General features: G+C 66.9%; 17 protein-coding genes. 12 read left to right on the plus strand and 5 right to left on the minus strand.

Annotation, left to right across the window (positions count from 1 at the left end):
• The first annotated feature begins 3 nt into the window (after positions 1-3).
• The 3 genes from GGR43_RS04320 to GGR43_RS04330 are packed head-to-tail and all read left to right on the plus strand — an operon-like array spanning position 4 to position 3,471.
• Positions 4-1,173 carry an acyl-CoA dehydrogenase family protein gene (locus GGR43_RS04320; protein WP_188070703.1) on the plus strand — a complete coding sequence of 390 codons (1,170 nt, stop codon included), beginning with the start codon at positions 4-6 and terminating at the stop codon, positions 1,171-1,173.
• Positions 1,173-2,363, plus strand: a complete 1,191-nt coding sequence (locus GGR43_RS04325; protein WP_188070704.1) for a CaiB/BaiF CoA transferase family protein — start codon at positions 1,173-1,175, stop codon at positions 2,361-2,363. Before GGR43_RS04320 ends, GGR43_RS04325 begins: the two co-directional genes overlap by 1 nt.
• A 4-nt stretch (positions 2,364-2,367) precedes the next feature.
• Entirely contained in the window at positions 2,368-3,471 is a 1,104-nt protein-coding gene (locus GGR43_RS04330) for a CaiB/BaiF CoA transferase family protein (RefSeq protein ID WP_188070705.1), read from the plus strand.
• Between the two features lie 4 nt (positions 3,472-3,475).
• Here the strand turns inward: GGR43_RS04330 and GGR43_RS04335 are convergent, their stop codons facing one another.
• Entirely contained in the window at positions 3,476-4,237 is a 762-nt protein-coding gene (locus GGR43_RS04335; RefSeq protein ID WP_223177275.1) for a GntR family transcriptional regulator, read from the minus strand.
• 89 nt (positions 4,238-4,326) lie between these two features.
• On the opposite strand from GGR43_RS04335, the gene GGR43_RS04340 reads away from it, so the two are divergent.
• The 9 genes from GGR43_RS04340 to GGR43_RS04380 are packed head-to-tail and all read left to right on the plus strand — an operon-like array spanning position 4,327 to position 13,204.
• Entirely contained in the window at positions 4,327-5,526 is a 1,200-nt protein-coding gene (locus tag GGR43_RS04340; protein WP_188070706.1) for an MmgE/PrpD family protein, read from the plus strand.
• The gene (locus GGR43_RS04345) at positions 5,523-6,830 is read left to right on the plus strand and encodes an MmgE/PrpD family protein (RefSeq protein ID WP_188070707.1); all 1,308 of its coding nucleotides are present in this window, start codon (positions 5,523-5,525) and stop codon (positions 6,828-6,830) included. Before GGR43_RS04340 ends, GGR43_RS04345 begins: the two co-directional genes overlap by 4 nt.
• Positions 6,827-8,200, plus strand: a complete 1,374-nt coding sequence (locus tag GGR43_RS04350; RefSeq protein WP_188070708.1) for a phenylacetate--CoA ligase family protein — start codon at positions 6,827-6,829, stop codon at positions 8,198-8,200. The genes GGR43_RS04345 and GGR43_RS04350 overlap by 4 nt, the downstream gene beginning before the upstream one ends.
• Complete coding sequence (locus GGR43_RS04355; protein WP_188070709.1) at positions 8,197-9,513, plus strand: amidase; 1,317 nt, start codon at positions 8,197-8,199, stop codon at positions 9,511-9,513. The genes GGR43_RS04350 and GGR43_RS04355 overlap by 4 nt, the downstream gene beginning before the upstream one ends.
• Before the next feature lie 20 nt (positions 9,514-9,533).
• Positions 9,534-9,839 carry an REDY-like protein HapK gene (locus tag GGR43_RS04360; protein WP_188070710.1) on the plus strand — a complete coding sequence of 102 codons (306 nt, stop codon included), beginning with the start codon at positions 9,534-9,536 and terminating at the stop codon, positions 9,837-9,839.
• Positions 9,839-10,672 (plus strand): SDR family NAD(P)-dependent oxidoreductase, encoded by an 834-nt coding sequence (locus tag GGR43_RS04365; RefSeq protein ID WP_188070711.1) that lies wholly within the window; start codon positions 9,839-9,841, stop codon positions 10,670-10,672. Before GGR43_RS04360 ends, GGR43_RS04365 begins: the two co-directional genes overlap by 1 nt.
• Positions 10,672-11,538 carry a polysaccharide deacetylase family protein gene (locus tag GGR43_RS04370; RefSeq protein WP_188070712.1) on the plus strand — a complete coding sequence of 289 codons (867 nt, stop codon included), beginning with the start codon at positions 10,672-10,674 and terminating at the stop codon, positions 11,536-11,538. The genes GGR43_RS04365 and GGR43_RS04370 overlap by 1 nt, the downstream gene beginning before the upstream one ends.
• Complete coding sequence (locus GGR43_RS04375) at positions 11,535-12,299, plus strand: enoyl-CoA hydratase/isomerase family protein (RefSeq protein ID WP_188070713.1); 765 nt, start codon at positions 11,535-11,537, stop codon at positions 12,297-12,299. Before GGR43_RS04370 ends, GGR43_RS04375 begins: the two co-directional genes overlap by 4 nt.
• A complete protein-coding gene (locus tag GGR43_RS04380; RefSeq protein WP_188070714.1) occupies positions 12,296-13,204 on the plus strand; it encodes a VOC family protein in 909 nt (302 codons plus the stop codon). Before GGR43_RS04375 ends, GGR43_RS04380 begins: the two co-directional genes overlap by 4 nt.
• A gap of 205 nt (positions 13,205-13,409) precedes the next feature.
• Here GGR43_RS04380 and GGR43_RS04385 read toward each other — a convergent pair whose 3' ends face one another.
• The 4 genes from GGR43_RS04385 to GGR43_RS04400 all read right to left on the minus strand — a co-directional run bounded on the left by GGR43_RS04385 (position 13,410) and on the right by GGR43_RS04400 (position 17,510).
• Positions 13,410-14,384 carry a quinone oxidoreductase family protein gene (locus GGR43_RS04385; RefSeq protein WP_188070715.1) on the minus strand — a complete coding sequence of 325 codons (975 nt, stop codon included), beginning with the start codon at positions 14,382-14,384 and terminating at the stop codon, positions 13,410-13,412.
• 11 nt (positions 14,385-14,395) lie between these two features.
• Positions 14,396-14,701 (minus strand): YciI family protein, encoded by a 306-nt coding sequence (locus GGR43_RS04390; RefSeq protein WP_188070716.1) that lies wholly within the window; start codon positions 14,699-14,701, stop codon positions 14,396-14,398.
• 21 nt (positions 14,702-14,722) lie between these two features.
• Positions 14,723-15,028: a DUF1330 domain-containing protein gene (locus GGR43_RS04395; protein ID WP_188070717.1), complete on the minus strand. Its 306-nt coding sequence runs from the start codon at positions 15,026-15,028 to the stop codon at positions 14,723-14,725.
• A gap of 79 nt (positions 15,029-15,107) precedes the next feature.
• The gene (locus GGR43_RS04400) at positions 15,108-17,510 is read right to left on the minus strand and encodes a TonB-dependent receptor (RefSeq protein WP_188070718.1); all 2,403 of its coding nucleotides are present in this window, start codon (positions 17,508-17,510) and stop codon (positions 15,108-15,110) included.
• Positions 17,511-17,523 lie beyond the last annotated feature (13 nt).

The raw sequence follows: 17,523 nt of genomic DNA on the forward strand, positions 1-17,523 counted from the left end.
ACCATGTCCGAACATATTCAGCGGCACATCGACGCAGATGATGAAGCCGCGCTGCTGGAGACGATCGATCGCTGGATCGAGCGGGACGTCCGGCCCGTGGTCATGCACCACGACCATAACGACATCTGGCCCGCCGCGCTGGTGGAGCAGATGACGGAAATGGGGCTTTTCGGCGCGACCATCGGTCAGGAATATGGCGGTCTGGGCCTGCCCGCGACCACCTATGCCAAGATCATCACGCGCGTGTCCTCCTACTGGATGGCGATAACCGGCATCGTCAATTCGCACCTCATCATGGCCGCGGCGGTCGAGCGCTTCGGCACCGAGGAGCAGAAGCGCACATGGCTGCCCAAATTCGCCAGCGGCGAGATCCGGGGCGGTCTCGCGCTGACGGAGCCCGATGCGGGCACCGACCTACAGGCCATCCGCACGCTCGCGGTGCGCGACGGCGACGATTATGTGATCAACGGCACCAAGACGTGGATTTCCAACGGCGTGAACGGCAGTTGCTTCGCGCTGCTGGTAAAGACCGACCCCAGGGCCGAGCCGCGCTACAAGGGGATGAGCTTCTTCATCGCGCCCAAGGGGGAGGGCTTTTCGGTCAGCAAGAAGTTCGACAAGCTGGGCTATAAGGGCATAGACAGCGCCGAGCTGGTGTTCGACAATTACCGCGTCCCGGCCGAAAACCTGATCGGCGGCGTCGAGGGCGAGGGCTTCTTCCAGGCCACCGGCGGGCTGGAGCTGGGGCGCATCAATGTCGCGGCGCGGGGCGTGGGCCTTGCCGAAGGGGCGCTGCGCCTCGCCACCGAATATGCGCAGATCCGCAAGACTATGGGCAAGCCGATCGCGCAGCATCAGGCGATCCAGCTCAAGCTCGGCGAAATGGTGACGCGGGCCGAGGCGGCGCGCCTGCTCGTCGAGCAGGCCGCGCGCGCCTATGATCGCGGCGAGCGCTGCGACATGGAAGCGGGCATGGCCAAATTCTTCGCCTCCGAAGCGGCGGTCCGCAATTCGGAAGAGGCGATGCGCATCTTCGGCGGCTACAGCTATTCCAAGGAATATGAGATCGAGCGCTTCTATCGCGACGCCCTGCTGATGTGCATCGGCGAGGGCACCAACGAGATGCAGCGGATGATCATCGCCAAGCAATGGCTGAAAAGGAACCCGGTATAATGGCCGATCTTCCTCTGGCCGGCTTCCGCATCCTGTCCGCCGAGCAATATGGCGCCGGTCCCTATGGCACCATGTTCCTGGCGCAGATGGGGGCGGACGTCATCAAGATCGAACCCCCGCGCGGCGGCGATACCGCCCGCGCGGTGGGGCCGCATTATCTGCGGGACGGGGAGAGCCTCTTCTTCCAGACCTTCAACCTCAACAAGCGGTCGCTGACGCTCGACCTCAACACGGAGGAAGGGAAGGCGATCCTCCACCGGCTGGCGGGATCCGCGCATGCGGTCGTCAACAATCTGCGCGGCGACCTGCCGGAGCGGATGGGCCTGACCCATGCGCAGTTGAAGGACGTCAATCCGGCGATCGTCTGCGCGCATCTTTCCGCCTATGGCCGCGACAATGAGAGGGCGCGGTGGCCGGGATATGATTATCTGATGCAGGCCGAGGCGGGCTGGCTCTCGCTGACCGGCGAGCCGGACGCGCCGCCCACGCGGGCGGGGCTGTCGCTGGTCGATTTCATGACCGGCACGATCATGACCATCGGCCTGCTGGGCGCGCTGCTCGATGCGCAGCGGTCCGGCAAGGGGCGGGATGTCGATGTCGACCTGCTCTCCGCCGCCATCCACCAGACCAGCTATCCGGCGATGTGGTATCTCAACGCGGGCGATGTGACCGGCCGGGCGGAACGCTCCGCCCATCCGTCGGTGACGCCGAGCCAGCTGTTCCGCGCGGCGGACGGATGGGTGTTCGTGATGGCGCAGCTTCCCAAATTCTGGAACGTGCTGCTGGACCGGATCGGCCACCCGGAACTGGGCGAGGACGCCCGTTTCCGCACCCCCGCCGACCGGCTGGCGCACCGCGATGCGCTGACCGCCATTTTCGACGGCATCTTCAGCGAAAAGCCGGTCGCGCACTGGGTCGACCTGTTGTCGGGACATATGCCGGTGTCGCCGGTCTATGCGCTCGATCAGGCGCTGGACAATCCGTTCCTCCGGGAAACGGGGATGATCGACACCGCGCCCCATCCCGATCGTGCGGATATGCGGGTGCTGGCCAATCCGATCCGGCTCGACGGGGAGCGGCTGCCCAATCGCGCCGCGCCGCTGCTGGGCGCGGATACCGACGCGGTGCTGGCGGAGGCCGGTTTCAGCGCGGCGGATATCGAGGGTTTCAGGGAAAAGGGCGTCGTCTGATCCGATGGGCAAGCTTTCGGGCATAAAGGTCGTGGACCTGTCGCAATTCCTGCCGGGGCCGATGCTGTCGATGATGATGGCCGATCAGGGCGCGCAGGTCGTGAAGGTGGAGCCGCCCGCGGGCGACCCCGCGCGCGACCAGCCGCCTTTCGAGCAGGGGCAGTCGATCTGGTTCCGCAACCTCAATCGCGGCAAGCAGAGCGTCGTGCTCGACCTCAAGAGCGAGGCGGGGCGCGAGGCGCTCTGGGCGCTGATCGACGGGGCGGACGTGTTCCTCGAATCCTTCCGGCCGGGCGTGATCGCGCGGCTGGGCTTCGGGTATGAGGCCGTCGCCGCGCGCAACCCGCGCATCGTCTATTGCTCGATCTCCGCCTTCGGCCAGAGCGGCGCGCGCGCGCATCATGCCGCCCATGACATGGCGGTACAGGCGATGGCGGGCTTCCTCTCGGTGAATGACGGCCCCGACGGCGCGCCGGTCGTGCCGGGCGTGCCTGCCGCCGACATGGCCGCCGGTCTCACCGGCCTGTCGGCGGTGCTGATGGCGCTGATCGGGCGGGAGAAGAGCGGGCGGGGCGATTATGTCGACATCGCGATGTTCGACGCGATGCTGCCCTGGTGCGCGCATATCGTGGGTGACGCGATCGCAGGCGGCGAGCCGCCTCGTTCCGCGACGCAGCGTTCGCTGGGCGGGGCCGCCTTCTACAATGTCTATGAAACGGCGGATGGGCGGCATGTCGTGCTGGGCGGGCGGGAACTCAAATTCGTCGCCAATCTGCTCGACGCGCTGGGGCGGCCCGATCTCGCGCCGCTGGGGGCGGAACCGCCCGGCGAGGCGCAGGCGCCGCTGGTCGCCTTCCTGCGCGAAAGCTTCCGCGCCCGCACCCGCGACCAATGGGTCGCATGGTTCGCCGACAAGGACGTGGCTTTCTCTCCGGTGCTCGATTTCCGCGAGGTCTTCCGGGACCCGCAGGTCGCCGGGCGCGGCCTGCTGGTGGAGGCGGACGGCGCGCACCAGATCGCGCCGCCGATCCGCTTCGCCGGGGAAGCGGCATGGGCTCCCACGCCAGCGCCGGAACTGGGCGTGCCGGAACTGGACACCGATGGCTGATCCCCTATCCCTCGACCTCGATATGCATGGTATAGGCGAAGCGGTCGCCGGGATGATGGCTGGCGGAGATTTCCAGAATGCGCCCGGTGGCGTCGAGATAGCAGCGCAGGATGCGCAGGCAGGGGCTGCGGCGCGGGACGCCCAGTTCGGCCGCCACCGTGCTGCTGGCGGGAACGGCCTGAATGTCCTGCGTCACGCGCGCGATGCGGATGCCGGAAAGGCGCTCGATCTGGCGGAAGATCGTATCCTCATTGGGCTTGATCTGGCTCGCGGCGGCTTCCAGATCGGGGTGGATATAGGCGTCGGTCAGCGCGATGGGGCCGGACTGGCCCTGCCGGACGCGCAGCCCGCGAAAATGATGCCAGCGCCCGCTCGCCACCTCGCCGATATGCACGGCGAACTTCTTGGGCAGCAGGGCCTTGCCCATCGGCGTGAAGAGATATTTGCTGTCGCGCGCATATTGCAGGATTTCGCCGACATTGGACAGCGGCTGATGCAGCGCGCCGCCTCGCGCCGAGGCGGGCTGGATGACCGTGCCCGAACCGCGCCGCCGCTGGATCAGCCCCTCGGTCTGGAGCGAACGCAGCGCCTCCCGCACGGTGAAGCGGCTGACGCCGTAGCGGGCGCACAGCGCGCTTTCGGTCGGGAATTGCGTCGGATCGGGATATTCGCCGCTCAGTATCTCCGCCCGCAAATCCTCGGCAAGCTCCTGATATCGCGGTTTTTTGCTGCCTTTTTGCGCTATTTTCCCAACTGTGGCCGACAAGTCTGCAATCCTCTGCCAAATCGTTTCGTTTCGGAGTTCGTTCTGTGAATGCAACCGATCATAGCCTGATTGAACGGATTGCACAGCATTTGCGGCGTCCCGTCGATAAAATTGTCCGGACAAAGGCGCGGCTCCACCTGCTGGACTGGATCGGGTGCGCCGCCGGAGCGCGGCGGACGGACGTCGCGCGCATCGTCGCCGCGCTGCCGGGCGCGGGCGTCGCGGACCGGGCGGTCTGGCTGGGCAATGTGCTTGAAATGGATGATGTGCACCGCACGGCGATTCTCCACCCCGGCCCTGTAATCTGGCCGACCCTGCTCGGCAAGAGCGGAGGGACGCTGGATCAGGCGCTGGACGCGGGCGTGCGCGGTTATGAGGCGATGATAGGCATCGGTGCGATGTTCGACGGGCGGCATTATGCCTTCTGGCACAACACCGCGACGGCGGGCGCGTTCGGCGCTGCCGCCGCTGCCGCGTGCCATGGCGGCGCGGATGACGCGCAGCTCGTTTCGGCGCTGGGCCTGGCCGGATCGGTAACGGGCGGGCTGTGGCAGATGCGGCACGAGCCGGTGATGGCCAAGCAATGGCATCTCGCCCATGCGATGGCGACAGGGAAGGCCGCCGCGCGCCATGCGATGGCGGGCATCACCGGCCCGCGTTTCGTGTTGGAAGGGCCGCAGGGGCTGTTCGCGGCGACCTGCGACGCGCCCCGGCCGCTGCGTCTGGTGGACGGCTGGCGGATCGACGAGGTGAGCTTCAAGCCATGGGGCGCCTGCCGCCATGCCCATCCGGCGATCGACGCGGCGCTGGACCTCAAGGCGCAGGGGAAGCTGACCGGCGACGTGACCGTCTCCACCTATCGCGACGCGCTCGTCTTTTGCGACCGGCCCGATCCCGCCACCGTGATGGAGGCGAAATTCTCGCTCCAGCATGCGGTGGCGATCGTGGCGGAGCGCGGCGTGCCGCAGCTCGCCGACTTCGAACCGGACGCAATCGCCGCGCTGGCCGAGGCGCGCGCACGGGTGCGCGTCGTCGAGAGCCCGGTCTTTACCGATGCCTATCCCGTCCATTTCGGTGCATCGGTGGCGAGCGCGCAGGGGCAGGTGACGCTGGCGGATGCGCGGGGCGACCCGGAACGGCCGCTCCCCGAAAGCGGCGTCGTCGGGAAAGCGCGGGCGCTGATGGACTGGGGCGGCGTCGACGGCGCGCAGGCCGAAGCGATGATCGCGGCGGTGCTGGAAGGCGACAGCCTGGCCGATATCCGGCGGATCATGGAGGAATGGCTGTGAGCGCGACCCGCCATATTCTCGATTTCGCTCGCGCGCCGCACCGGCTCCCGCCGCCGGTGCGGGACGCCGCGCTGCACCTGCTCGGCGATACGCTCGCCACCGGGGCGGCGGGGTCGACCGCGCCCGGCGCCGAGGGCGTGCTGGCGGCGGCGGGCGGTTGGGGGCAGGGGACCGACGCCCGGCTGATCGCGCGTTCCGGCAGGCTGCCGGCGGCGGGCGCGGCGTTCGTCAACGCCTTTCAGATCCATTGCCTCGAATGGGATGCGGTGCACGAACCGGCGGTCGTGCATGCGCTGTCCACCGTCACTGCCGCCGTGCTGGCGGCGATCGACCGGCGCGGCGGATGCGATCCGGAAGAGGCGCTCGTCGCGCTGGCGGTCGGCGTCGATGTGGCGAGCGGCCTTGGGCTGGCGGCGACGTCGCCCCTGCGCTTCTTCCGTCCCGCGACGGCGGGATGCATCGGCGCGGCGCTGGCCGTGGCGCGCATCGACGGCGTGGACCGGATGGAGGATGTGCTCGGCCTCGCCTATTCGCAATGCGCGGGCACGATGCAGGCACATGTCGAAGGCTCGATCGCGCTGCCGTTGCAGATAGCGGGCGCGGCCCGCGCGGCGATCGGCGCGGTTGATCTGGTCAAGGCGGGCCTTACCGGGCCGCACGACGCGCTGGAAGGGCCGTTCGGCTATTTCAGCCTGTTCGATGAGGGCGATCTGGCGCCCTATGTCGCCGGGCTGGGAAGCCTCTGGCGTATTGCCGAGGTCAGCATCAAGCCCTTTCCGTCCGGGCGCGCCAGCCATGGGGTGCTGGCGACGCTCGATGCCTTGCTGCGCGAAGGGGCGATCGACGCCGCCTCCGTCGCGAAGGTGGAGGCTTTCGTCCCGCCGTTGATCGAGCGGCTGGTCGGCCGCCCGCTCCGGCCCGACATGACCCCGGCCTATGCGCGGCTGTGCCTGCCGCTGCTCGTCGCGCTGATGCTGGGCGAAGGGCGCATCGACCCGCGCCGCTTCGTGCCCGCGACCTTCACCGACCCCGCGATCGCGGCGCTGGCGGGCAGGCTGGCCGTCACGCTCGACGGCAATGACGATCCCAATGCGCTGTCGCCGCAGCGGCTGGTGGTGACGCGCACCGACGGCACCGTCGTGGAACGCGCCATCCCGCATACGCTGGGCCATCCGCATGCGCCGATGACGGCGGAACAGACCGCGGCGAAGCGCGGTCTGGCGCGGGAGCTGGCGGCGGGCGAGCCTGATCCGCGTCTCTTTTCCGATCCTCTTGCCTATTTCACCTGTCCGGAGCCACTATGACCTTTCCGACCTATTTCGAAGCCTTCGACGCCAAGCAGATGCTTGAGGATTATCCGGTGGGCGACGCCTTCGTCTCGCGCTACACCGCGATGAGCCGGGACGAGCTTCACGCGCTTCAGGACCGGCGGTTCCTCAAGCTGATGAAACGCGGCTGGGAAATCCCCTTCTACCAGAGGCTGTGGGGTGCGAAGGGAATAGAGCCGGGCGATATCCGGAGCATCGAGGATATCGTCAAGCTGCCCGTCTACGACAAGAGCGACCTGATGGCCTCGATCGCCGACCATCCGCCCTATGGCGACTTCGGCGGAGTGGGGAGCGGCGGGGATCGCTCGCCGGTGATCTTCCATACCACATCGGGCACCACCGGACGGCCGCAGGCGCTGCTGTTCGGTCCCAAGGGACGCGAGATCACCAATTTGCTGGTCGGGCGCATGTATCGCTGGCAGGGCCTGCGCCCTGACGATGTGGTCCAGTCCGTCTATGGCCACGGGATGATCAACGGCGGCCATTATATCCGCGAGGCGGTGATCCACTTCACCAACTCGATCTTCCTTTCCGCCGGAACCGGCATAGAGACGCGCTCCACCAACCAGATCGGGCTGATGGCGGATTTCAACGTCTCCGTGCTGGTCGGCTTCATCGACTATATCCGCAAGCTGGCCGAGGTGGCCGAGGCCGAAGGGCTGCTGGACCGGATCAACATCCGGATGATCTGCGGCCATCTCGGCACGGAGGACCGCGCCAGCGTCGAAAAGGCGTGGGGCGGCGCGAAGGCCTATGACTGGTACGGGGTCGGCGATACCGGCTCCATCGCGGGCGAGGGGCCGGAGCGCGACGGCCTCTATGTGTGGGAGGACGCGCAATATCTCGAACTGCTCGATATCGATGGCGGCGCGCCGGTGGAAACGGGGCAGACCGGCGACATGGTCGTCACCTGCCTGTTCAAGGACGATATCGCCCCCTGCATCCGCTTCAACACCCATGACATCACCCATGAGCTGACGGGCGCGAACCAGACCGGGATGGTGTTCAAGCGCATCGCCGGTTTCCGGGGGCGCAGCGACAATATGGTGAAGCTGCGCGGCATCAACGTGTTCCCGCACGCGATCGGCGCGTTGATCGAGAACCGTTCCGACCTGACCGGCGAATATGTGTGCCATGTCTCCCGCGACGCCTCCGGCCGGGACGAGATGATGGTGACGATCGAGAGCCATGGCGGCACCGACATGGCGCAACTGGCGGCGGTGCTGCGTCAGGGGCTGAGCGTGGAGGTCGGGGTGAAGCTGGTCGGGCCGGGCGAAACGGCCGCCGCGACGCAGATCGACGTGCGGCAGAAGCCGATCCGCCTGATCGACGAGCGCAAGCTGTGAGCGACCTCCACCGGCTCGACATAGCCGGGCTGCGCGCGGCCTATGCGGCGGGCACGGCCACGCCCGCGCAGGTTGTCGACCATTATCTGGCGCGGATCGACGCCCATGATCCGCAGATCCGGGCCTATGTCGAGGTGGATCGCGAAGGCGCGCGCGCGGCGGCGGCGGAAAGCGGCCGTCTGATCGGCGAAGCGCGCGCGCGTCCGCTGGAGGGCGTGCCGATCGCGGTTAAAGCGAACATCGCGGTGCGGGGGCTGGAATGGAATGCCGGCATGGCGCTGCGGCGGGGCATGGTGGCGAGCGAGGACGCCGAGGCGGTGCGGCGGTTGCGCGCTGCCGGGGCGATCATCCTCGGCACGCTCAACATGCATGAGGCCGCGCTGGGCGCGACGACCGACAATCCGTGGTTCGGCCGCACCATGAACCCGCACCGCATCGGCCATACCCCCGGCGGATCGTCGGGCGGCAGCGGCGCGGCGGTCGCGGCGGGGCTGTGCGTGGCCGCGCTGGGCACCGACACGCTCGGCTCGATACGCATTCCGGCGGCCTATAACGGCCTGTACGGCCTCAAGCCCACCCATGGCGCCATATCCGATGCCGGGCTGGCGCCGCTGAGCGAATGGCTCGACGTCATCGGACCGATCGCCCATTCGCTCGACGATCTGGAAGAGCTGCTGTGCGTGTTGTGCGATGCCGTGGAAGCTGGGCCAGCGCCCGGTCATCTCGTGCTGCTGGAGAATTTCGACGACATCGCCTGCGATCCGGCGGTGCTCGACGCCCATGCGCGCGCGCTGGCGCTGCTGGATGCCCTGCCGCGCCGGATGCTGGCGCTGGAAGACGGCGCCGCCGATATTCGCTTTGCCGGCTTCGTCATCGCCGCGCGCGAGTTGATCGGCCATCTGGGCGACGCGCGCGCGGAAGCTCCGGACAAGCTGTCCGAGGAACTGCGCTTCATGCTGGATTATGCCGAAGGCCGCCCGGACGAGGAGGTCGAGCGCGCCCGCGCGATCCTCTCCCGCACGCGCGAGGCCGTGCGCGCGGCGGTCGGGCGCGATGGCGCGCTGCTGATGCCGACCACGCCGCAGGCCGCCTTCCCGCATGGGGGACGCCCGCCGGTCACGCAGTCGGCGTTCACCGGCCTCGCCAATATCGCGGGGCTGCCCGCCATCAGCCTGCCTGCCGGGCTGGACGAGCATGGGTTGCCCGTCTCGGTCCAGCTGGTCGGACCCGAACGGGGCGAGGCCGCGCTGATCGCGCTTGCCCGCCGCCTCGACGCCGGTCTTGCCGGTTACACGCCGTCCCCCCTGATGTGAGGAGCAAGGAGGAATATCCCATGCGCATCATCGTATTGTTCAACCTGAAAGCCGATGCCGATCCGGCCGCCTATGAAGAATGGGCGCGCGCCACCGATATTCCGGGCGTCAACGCGCTGCCCTCCGTCCGGGATTTTCAGGTGCATCGCGCGACCGGCCTGCTGAGCAGCGACGCGCCGCCGCCCTATGCCTATGTCGAGGTGATCGACATCACCGGCATGGAGGCGTTCGGCGCCGACGCGGCGAGCGAAGCGGTGCAGAAGGTCGCCGCCGAATTCCGCCGCTTCGCCGACGATCCGCAATTCCTGCTGACCGAGACGCTCTGATGCGCCGGTTCGAGGGAAAAACCATCGTCGTCACCGGATCGGGCCGCGAAAAGGGGTTGGGGCAGGCGATCCTGCAACGCTTCGCCGATGAAGGCGCGAACTGCATCGTGTCCGACCTCGGTAAGCCCGCCGAGCATATGGGCGCGGGCGATATCGGCACCACCGACGAGATGGAGGCGGTGGCCGGCGAACTGCGCCGGCGCGGCGCGCGGGCGGCGGTAGTGCCCTGCGACGTGCGCTCGGAGCCGTCATGCGAGAGGCTCGCGGCGGCGGCTGTCGAGACGTTTGGCTCGCTCGACATATGGGTCAATAATGCGGGCATCGGCTATATCATGAAACCGTTGCTGGAAACGACCGCCAGCGAATGGGAGGCGGTGATCGGCGTCAATCTTTCCGGCGCCTTCTACGGCACCAAGGCGGCGGCGAAGGCGATGATCGCCGGGGGGCGGGGCGGCCGCATCATCAACATCGCCAGCCAGGCGGCGAAATCGGGCTTTCCCCACATGGCGCCCTATACCAGTTCCAAGCACGGGATGGTCGGCCTGACGCGTTCCAACGCGATCGAGCTGGGGCAATATGGCATCACCGTCAACGCGGTCTGCCCCAACCATGTCACCACTGGCCTCGGCGCGCGGCAGAACGAATATTTCTCGAAGCTGCTCGGCTTCGACAGCGTGGAAGCCTATCTCGACAATATGAAGCGGAAGAACCCGATGGGGCGGCCGGGGTTGGGCAGCGACACCGCCGCCGCCTGCGCCTGGCTGGCTTCCGACGACGCGGTGTATGTGACCGGCGAGGCGCTCAACGTCTCTGGCGGCGAGGAGATGCATTGATGAAAGAGGAACGGATCGACTGGCCCGACGGCGCGAAGCTCGCCCTGTCGGTCGTGGTCAATGTCGAGGAAGGGTCCGAGATGACCGTGGCGCGCGGCGACCGCGGCATGGAGCCGGTCGACGAGCTGGGCATCCACATCAAATCGGCCATCCGCAATTATGGCAATGAATCCAACTATCTCTACGGGATCAAGGCGGGCGCCCCGCGCGTCGTGAAGCTGCTGCGCGATTATGATATCCGCGCCAGCTGGACGGTGGCGGCGCTCAGCCTCGAAAATCATCCCGAAATTGCGCGGGCCATAGCGGAACTGGGGCATGAGCCGGTCAGCCATGGCTGGCGCTGGGTGCATCAGTTCAAGATGAGCGAGGACGAGGAACGCGACTTCATCCGCAAGGCGGTCGCCTCGATCGAAAAGACCGTGGGCGTGCGGCCTTATGGCTGGCTGAGCCGCTATTTCCACACCGACAACACGCGCCGCCTGCTGATCGAGGAAGGCTTCGCCTATCATATGGACGACTATTCGGGCGACGTGCCTTTCTGGGACCGGGAAACGGTGCCGGGCAGGCCGATCGCCATCGTCCCCTATCAGCTCGATTCCAACGATATGAAAATGTGGACCGACCCGGCGATGACGCCGGCGCAATGGCTGGACTATGCGAAGCACTGCTTCGACCAGCTCTATCGCGAAGGGGAGGCGGGCAATCCGAAGATGATGTCGCTGGGCCTGCATCTGCGCATCATCGGCCGGCCGGGGCGCATCTGGGCGCTGGAGGAATTTTTCCGCCACGCGACGGCGAAGAAGGATGTGTGGATCACCACCCGCCACGCGATCGCGCAGCATCTGGCAAAGGTGGATCCGGCATGAGCCTTCATCTGGAAAAACGGGGGGCGGTCGCCCATTTGCTGATCGACCGGGCGGCGAAGCGCAATGCGTTCACCCAGGCGATGTGGGAAGCGCTGCCGGAGCGGCTCGGCGAGGCGATGGCGGACGAGGCGGTCAGGGTGGTGATCCTCCGTTCCGCCGAGGGCGGCGCCTTCAGCGCGGGCGCGGATATCGCGGAATTCGGCGCGGGCGCGCTGGATCCGGAATGGCGCGCGAAAAATCAGGAGGCGATCCGCCGCGCGCAACATGAACTGGCGCGCGCCGATAAACCGGTGATTGCTGCCGTAGACGGCGATTGCGTCGGCGGAGGCTGCGGGCTGGCGATCGCCTGCGACCTGCGCGTCGCCTCGCCGCGCGCGCGTTTCGGCATCACTCCGGCGAAGCTCGGCCTCGTCTATTCGCTGCACGATACAAAGCTGCTGGTCGATCTGGTCGGCCCGGCGCAGGCGAAGCGCATCCTGTTCACCGCGCAGCTGCTGGGCGCGGAGGAGGCACAGCGCATCGGCCTCATAGAGATAGTGGACGAGGATCCCGTCGCGGCGGCGGAGGCGCTGGCCGGGACGGTTGCCACGGCCTCGTCCTTCAGCGTGCGCAACACCAAGAAGATGGTCCGCCGCATTCTCGACGGGCAGAGCGACGACGATGCCGAAACGCGGGCGCTGTTCGACGCGGCCTTCAGCGGCGAGGATTTCGCCGAGGGCGTCGCAGCCTTTCTCGAAAAGCGCAAGGCCCGGTTTCGATGAGCGGCGGCTATCTGACGCATGGGCGGATCGCCGGAGGCGTGGTGTCGACCCCCGATCTCGACGCCGCGCTGGCCGATTACCAGGGCTGTCTGGGGCTGGTACCGGTCGAGCGGGGCACGATCGACGCCGATCTCGCCGCAAGCTGGGGATGCCCGAAAAGCGCGGGCGCGCGCTTCGCGACCCTGCAACCGCAGAGCGGGGCGCATTGCTTCATCCGGCTGGTCGAGGCGCCGCTGCCCAAGGATTTCCGCCCGACCCGCAGCTATGGCTGGGCCGCCTATGAGTTCACGGTGCAGGATGTGTTCGGCTGGCCCGACCGCCTGAGCGGCAGCGGCTTCGACATAGTGGGGCCGCCCAAGGCGCTGGAAGGGCTGCCTTATTTCATCCCGATGCAGGTGACGGGGCGGGGCCGCGAGATGCTCTACCTCAACGAGGTGGCGGAGGATACGCCGACATCCGACCTGCCGAAAGCGCGGTCGCTCACCGATCATATCTTCATCGTCATCCTCGCCACGCCCGACCGGGAAGCGAGCCTTGCATGGTTCGAACGGGCGCTGAAGCTCGATATCTCGTCGAGCTACACGCTCGCCTATTCGATGATCAACAAGGCGTTCGGGCTGGACGCCGACTATCGCACGACCATCACCATGGTGCAGAAGGGACGGCTGCCGATCGTCGAGGTGGACGATTATCCCGCCGCCGCGACGGCGCGGCCGGGCGATCCGGAGATGCTGCCGCCCGGCAACGCGATGATCACCCTCGCGGTCGACGATCTCGACGCGCTGGACGCCCCCTTCATCGCCCCGCCCGTCCGGCGCGAGGGCGCGCTCTACGGCGGCCGAAGAACGGCGACGGTGCGCGGCGTGGCCGGGGAGTTGATAGAACTGATCGAAATCGGGGGGTGAAAGTGGGAGTGAGGCGGGCTGCGAAAATTTCCCTTGGGAAGAGAGCGGCTATGTTTCCCTTCCGTTCGCCCTGAGCTTGTCTACCCGTAGGGCGGGCGAAGCCCAACGGCTGCTTTCCTCTTCACTCCAAGAAAGAACAGGGCTTCGACAGGCTCAGCCGAACGGTTTTTCCTGGCCGGAATGTCCGATGTCAGAATGACAGGATTCAGGGCAGCAGCAGGGTCGATCCTGTCGTCCGGCGGCCTTCCAGATCGATATGCGCCTGCGCGACGTCCTCCAGCCGGTAGCGCTGGCCGATGGTGATCTTCACCTTGCCGCTGCGCAGCATTTCCCACAGGCGCGCCACTCCTGCGGCACGTTCCTCAGGCTCTGCATAATAATGGTAGAGCATCGGCCGTGAATTGTAGAGCGAGCCTTTGAGCGCCAATATGCCCAGATTGACGCCGCCCACCGGTGCGTCGGCATTGCCGTAATTGACGATGAGGCCCCTTATGCCGCAGCTGTCGAGCGAGGACTCCCAGGTCGACATGCCCACGCCGTCGAACACCACGCGCACGCCCGCGCCGCCGGTCAGTTCGCGCACGCGGGCGGCGGTGTCCTCGTTCCGGTAGAAGACGATATGGTCCGCGCCCGCCGCGCGCGCCGTCGCGGCCTTGTCCTCGGTGCTGACGGTGCCGATCACGGTCGCGCCCACCGCCTTCAGCCACTGGACGAGGATGAGGCCGACTCCGCCCGCCGCCGCATGGACCAGCACCGGCCAGCCCGGCTCCACCTTCGCGCAGCGCTCGACGAGGAATTCGGCGGTGCATCCCTTCAGCAGGGCGGCCGCCGCCGTCTCGTCGTCGATATCGTCGGGCAGGGGGAAGAGAGAGGCGGCGGTGATGCGGCGATGGGTGGCGTAGGCGCCGCGCTCCGGCCCGAAATAGCCGACGCGCTGGCCGGGGGTGAAACCGGTAACGCCGTCCCCCACCGCCTCGACCACGCCGACGCCCTCGACGCCCAGCTCGGCGGGCAGGGTGACGGGGTAAATGCCGCGCCGGTGATAGGTATCGATGAAGTTCAGCCCCACCGCCGTGTTGCGCACGCGGACTTCTCCGGCGCCGGGGGCGGGCAGGTCCACATCGTGAAAGCGGATGACCTCCGGTCCGCCGGTCGTCTCTATCCTTGCAACGCGCACCATCGTTTCGCTCCTCACCAGCTCTTGCCGCCGACCCAGTCGCCTGCCGCCGCGTTGAACGCGCGGATCTCTATGTCGGACCAGATCTGCGCCTTGTAATAGGGGTCCTGCTCCAGCAGCGCGCGGGCGTCGGCCTCGCTCTCCGCCTTTACCACGAGCAGCGAGCCGGTGAAATTGCCCTGCGCATCGCGCAGCGGTCCGGCGACGGCGAGCCGGTCCAGCCCCGCCTCGATATGGGAGAGATGCTCCTTCAGCTTTTCCATCCGCGTCGCGGTGGCGCCGGGCTTGTCATGGGTGATGATGGCATAAAATCCGGACATGATGTTCCTTTCTCTCCGGGATCATCCGGCAAGGGCCGGGGCTTCGATCAGCAGGACCTGGCAACGGGCGATGCCTTCGCGCAACGCTTTCGCCTCGCCATATTCGGGCGAGTTCCAGAAGGCGAGCGCGGCCTCGCGGCTCGGCCATTCGGAAATGACGATCGACCCGCCGTCGCCGAAATCGCCTTCCAGCGCCTGCGCGCCGGGCGCGCGTATCAGATATTTGCCGCCGAATTGCTCGACCAGCGCGGCGGCTTTCGCGCCATAGCCGGAGAGGAAGGCGTCGCGGTCCGAAATTGTCGCGGTGACGATCATATAGGCAGGCACGGCTTTGCTCCGGCTGGCAAGAGGGAAGGGGACAGGCCGTCTGCGGAGTGGCCTGTCCCCGGTCGGTGATGACGCGGCGTCAGAACGACTTGCTGACGGTCAGGCCATATTCGGGCTTGCGCGCGGGCGTGATGCCGAATGCGCGGGCATAATCGCCGGTGGGCGTGCGCGCCGCCGGAAAGTCCAGATAGCGCAATATGCCGACCGGCGTTTCGTCGCCCAGCACGTTGCGGCCATAGACGGAGATGCGCAGGCCCCGTTCGTCGCTGACGCCCAGTTGCAGGTTGAGCTTGGTCGAATTGCCGCTCCGCGCCAGATTGAGGGTCTGGGCGAAATAGCTGCTGCGGTAGATGAGGTCCGCCCCTGAGAACACCGTCCACCCATTGGCGGCCTCATGCTCGAAGCGTAGGCCGACCGTGCCGGTATGCTTCGCCACCAGCGGCGGACGATTGCCCGCGATTGAGGCCGCCTCGCGGCAGCCGGGCCGGTCGAGATTGATCGCCGTGCCGGTCTTGCAGGCCGTGCCCAGCAGTTGCAGCGCCCTTTCCGGCTCCACGCCCTTGCGGATTTCCGCATCGAGGAAGGTATAGGTGAACTGCAGCTTCAATATCCTGCCCACCAGCGGCAGCTGCCCTTCCAGCTCGACGCCGCGAATGCGGGTGCGGCCGATGTTGACGCTGTAGGAATCGACCACATTGTTGGCGACATAGGTGTTGGTCAGCACCTGGTTCTTGTAATCCTGCCAGAAGGCCGAGACGTTGAGATAATCGAAGCCGAATTTCGCCGTCTTCATGCCGATCTCGTAGTTGATCAGCTTTTCCTCGTCGTAAATGGGTTCGGGCGCCGTCACCTTGTTGAAGCCGCCCGGCGAATTGCCCTGCGAATATTGGGCGTAGAAGGACAGGTCGGGCTGCGGCTTCCAGTTGATCGTGATGCGCGGCAGGGTCGCCTTGAAGGTCGCCGAACGCGTCGCCGCGACGCCCACCGTCTGGTTGGGGTTGGGCAGGGTGACGGTCGCCAGATAGGCCGCGTCGAACACATCACCCACGCGATAGGTGGGCGTGACGTTGCGGACCTTGTCGATCTGGTGACGCAGCTCCGCGCCGATCGTCAGTTCGCTGGTGACGTCGAAATCGATGCCGCCGAAGAAGGCGAGGTTCCGGACCCGGCGCGTATCGTCGAGCAGTTCCGGGCCGACTTCGTTGAGTTCGAGATAGTCCCGCATGCCGCGCTGCTTGTCGATGCTGTGGAACATGCCGACGCGCCAGCGGAACGGATCGGTGACGGGCGAGGACAGGCGCCCTTCATAGGTCTGCGTCTTGCGGCGCGTCCCGGTGGTCGCCTCGAAGCTCGACTTGCGGCAATCCTGATTGGGCAGCGCATAGAAGGACTGGCCGCACATCGCCTGCGGCAGGAAGTAGAAGCCGCGCGGGTCATAGGTCTGGTCGACGCCGATCACCTCGACAAGGTCGCTGTAGCCGGCCTGGAACGAGGCTTCGTAGCCCGAACCGCCGATGTCCCACGAAATGTCGCCGATGAAGCGGTCCGCGTTGCGGTAGAGGCCGGGGCGGACGAGGCGGTCGGTGTTGATGCCGAAACTGTTCATCGGCTGCACCACGCCGCAATAATAGGAACGGGTGGCAAGGTAGCAATTATTGGCGCCGGATTGCTGGAGGCCGATCGCGAAATGGCCGTCATCGTCCTTCTGGTGCAGCCAGCGCACCGAGGCGCTCAGGTCCTCGGTCGGGTCGAGGAACAGGCCGGCGGTATATTGGCGGGTGCTCTGGTCGCCCAGCCTTTCGCCGGCGACGGCGGCGTTGCGCCACTGGCCGTCAATGTCGAACAGCTTCGCGCCGACCTGAAAACCGATGCCGCCGGTGATCGGCCCGGAAAGGGACGCGCTTATCTCCCGCCGGTCGAAATTGCCGATGGTGCCCGCGATGCGGCCCTCGAACTCCGATGTCGGCCGCCTGAGCACCACATTGATCGCGCCGCTGAGCGTGCCGCGCCCGAACACCGCGGATTGCGGCCCCTTGATGACCTCGACCCGCTCGATATTCGCGAGGTCGAGCGACGAGAAATCACCGAAATAGGGGGCGCCGTCGAGGAAGATGCCCACCTTGCCGTCGCTGAACAGGATGTTGGACGCGCCGCGCATCACCGGGCGGTCGCCGTCGCGGCCGAAGGCTTCCTGAATCTGGAAGCCGGGCGTGAACTCGGCCAGATCGGTGATGTCCTGCGCCATCTTGTCCTGGATCGAGGCGCTGTTGAACGCGCTGACCGCGATCGGCACCTCGAACAGGGTTTCGGCCTGCTTGCGCGCGGTGACGATGATCGCGTCGCCGCTGCCTGCTCCGGTACCTGCCCCGGCATCCGCCGCCCCCGCGCCGGTCTGGGCGGCCGCTGTCGTCCCCGCCAGAGCCATGGCCGCCACGGAAAGCGCGAGCGTGCCCCTATAGGCGGAAAATCCCGTTCTTCTCATTCCCTGTTTCCCT

The organism is Sphingobium jiangsuense (assembly GCF_014196495.1).
In the GTDB taxonomy this organism is placed as follows: Bacteria; Pseudomonadota; Alphaproteobacteria; order Sphingomonadales; family Sphingomonadaceae; genus Sphingobium; species Sphingobium jiangsuense.

Excerpts from the sequence above, each read along its gene's own strand:
- GGR43_RS04320 (WP_188070703.1), top strand. The coding sequence starts at position 4 with ATGTCCGAACATATTCAGCGGCACATCGACGCAGATGATGAAGCCGCG.
- GGR43_RS04375 (WP_188070713.1), top strand. The coding sequence starts at position 11,535 with ATGAGCCTTCATCTGGAAAAACGGGGGGCGGTCGCCCATTTGCTGATC.
- GGR43_RS04350 (WP_188070708.1), top strand. The coding sequence starts at position 6,827 with ATGACCTTTCCGACCTATTTCGAAGCCTTCGACGCCAAGCAGATGCTT.
- GGR43_RS04390 (WP_188070716.1), bottom strand. The coding sequence starts at position 14,701 with ATGTCCGGATTTTATGCCATCATCACCCATGACAAGCCCGGCGCCACC.
- GGR43_RS04360 (WP_188070710.1), top strand. The coding sequence starts at position 9,534 with ATGCGCATCATCGTATTGTTCAACCTGAAAGCCGATGCCGATCCGGCC.
- GGR43_RS04380 (WP_188070714.1), top strand. The coding sequence starts at position 12,296 with ATGAGCGGCGGCTATCTGACGCATGGGCGGATCGCCGGAGGCGTGGTG.
- GGR43_RS04400 (WP_188070718.1), bottom strand. The coding sequence starts at position 17,510 with ATGAGAAGAACGGGATTTTCCGCCTATAGGGGCACGCTCGCGCTTTCC.
- GGR43_RS04330 (WP_188070705.1), top strand. The coding sequence starts at position 2,368 with ATGGGCAAGCTTTCGGGCATAAAGGTCGTGGACCTGTCGCAATTCCTG.
- GGR43_RS04370 (WP_188070712.1), top strand. The coding sequence starts at position 10,672 with ATGAAAGAGGAACGGATCGACTGGCCCGACGGCGCGAAGCTCGCCCTG.
- GGR43_RS04385 (WP_188070715.1), bottom strand. The coding sequence starts at position 14,384 with ATGGTGCGCGTTGCAAGGATAGAGACGACCGGCGGACCGGAGGTCATC.
- GGR43_RS04365 (WP_188070711.1), top strand. The coding sequence starts at position 9,839 with ATGCGCCGGTTCGAGGGAAAAACCATCGTCGTCACCGGATCGGGCCGC.
- GGR43_RS04325 (WP_188070704.1), top strand. The coding sequence starts at position 1,173 with ATGGCCGATCTTCCTCTGGCCGGCTTCCGCATCCTGTCCGCCGAGCAA.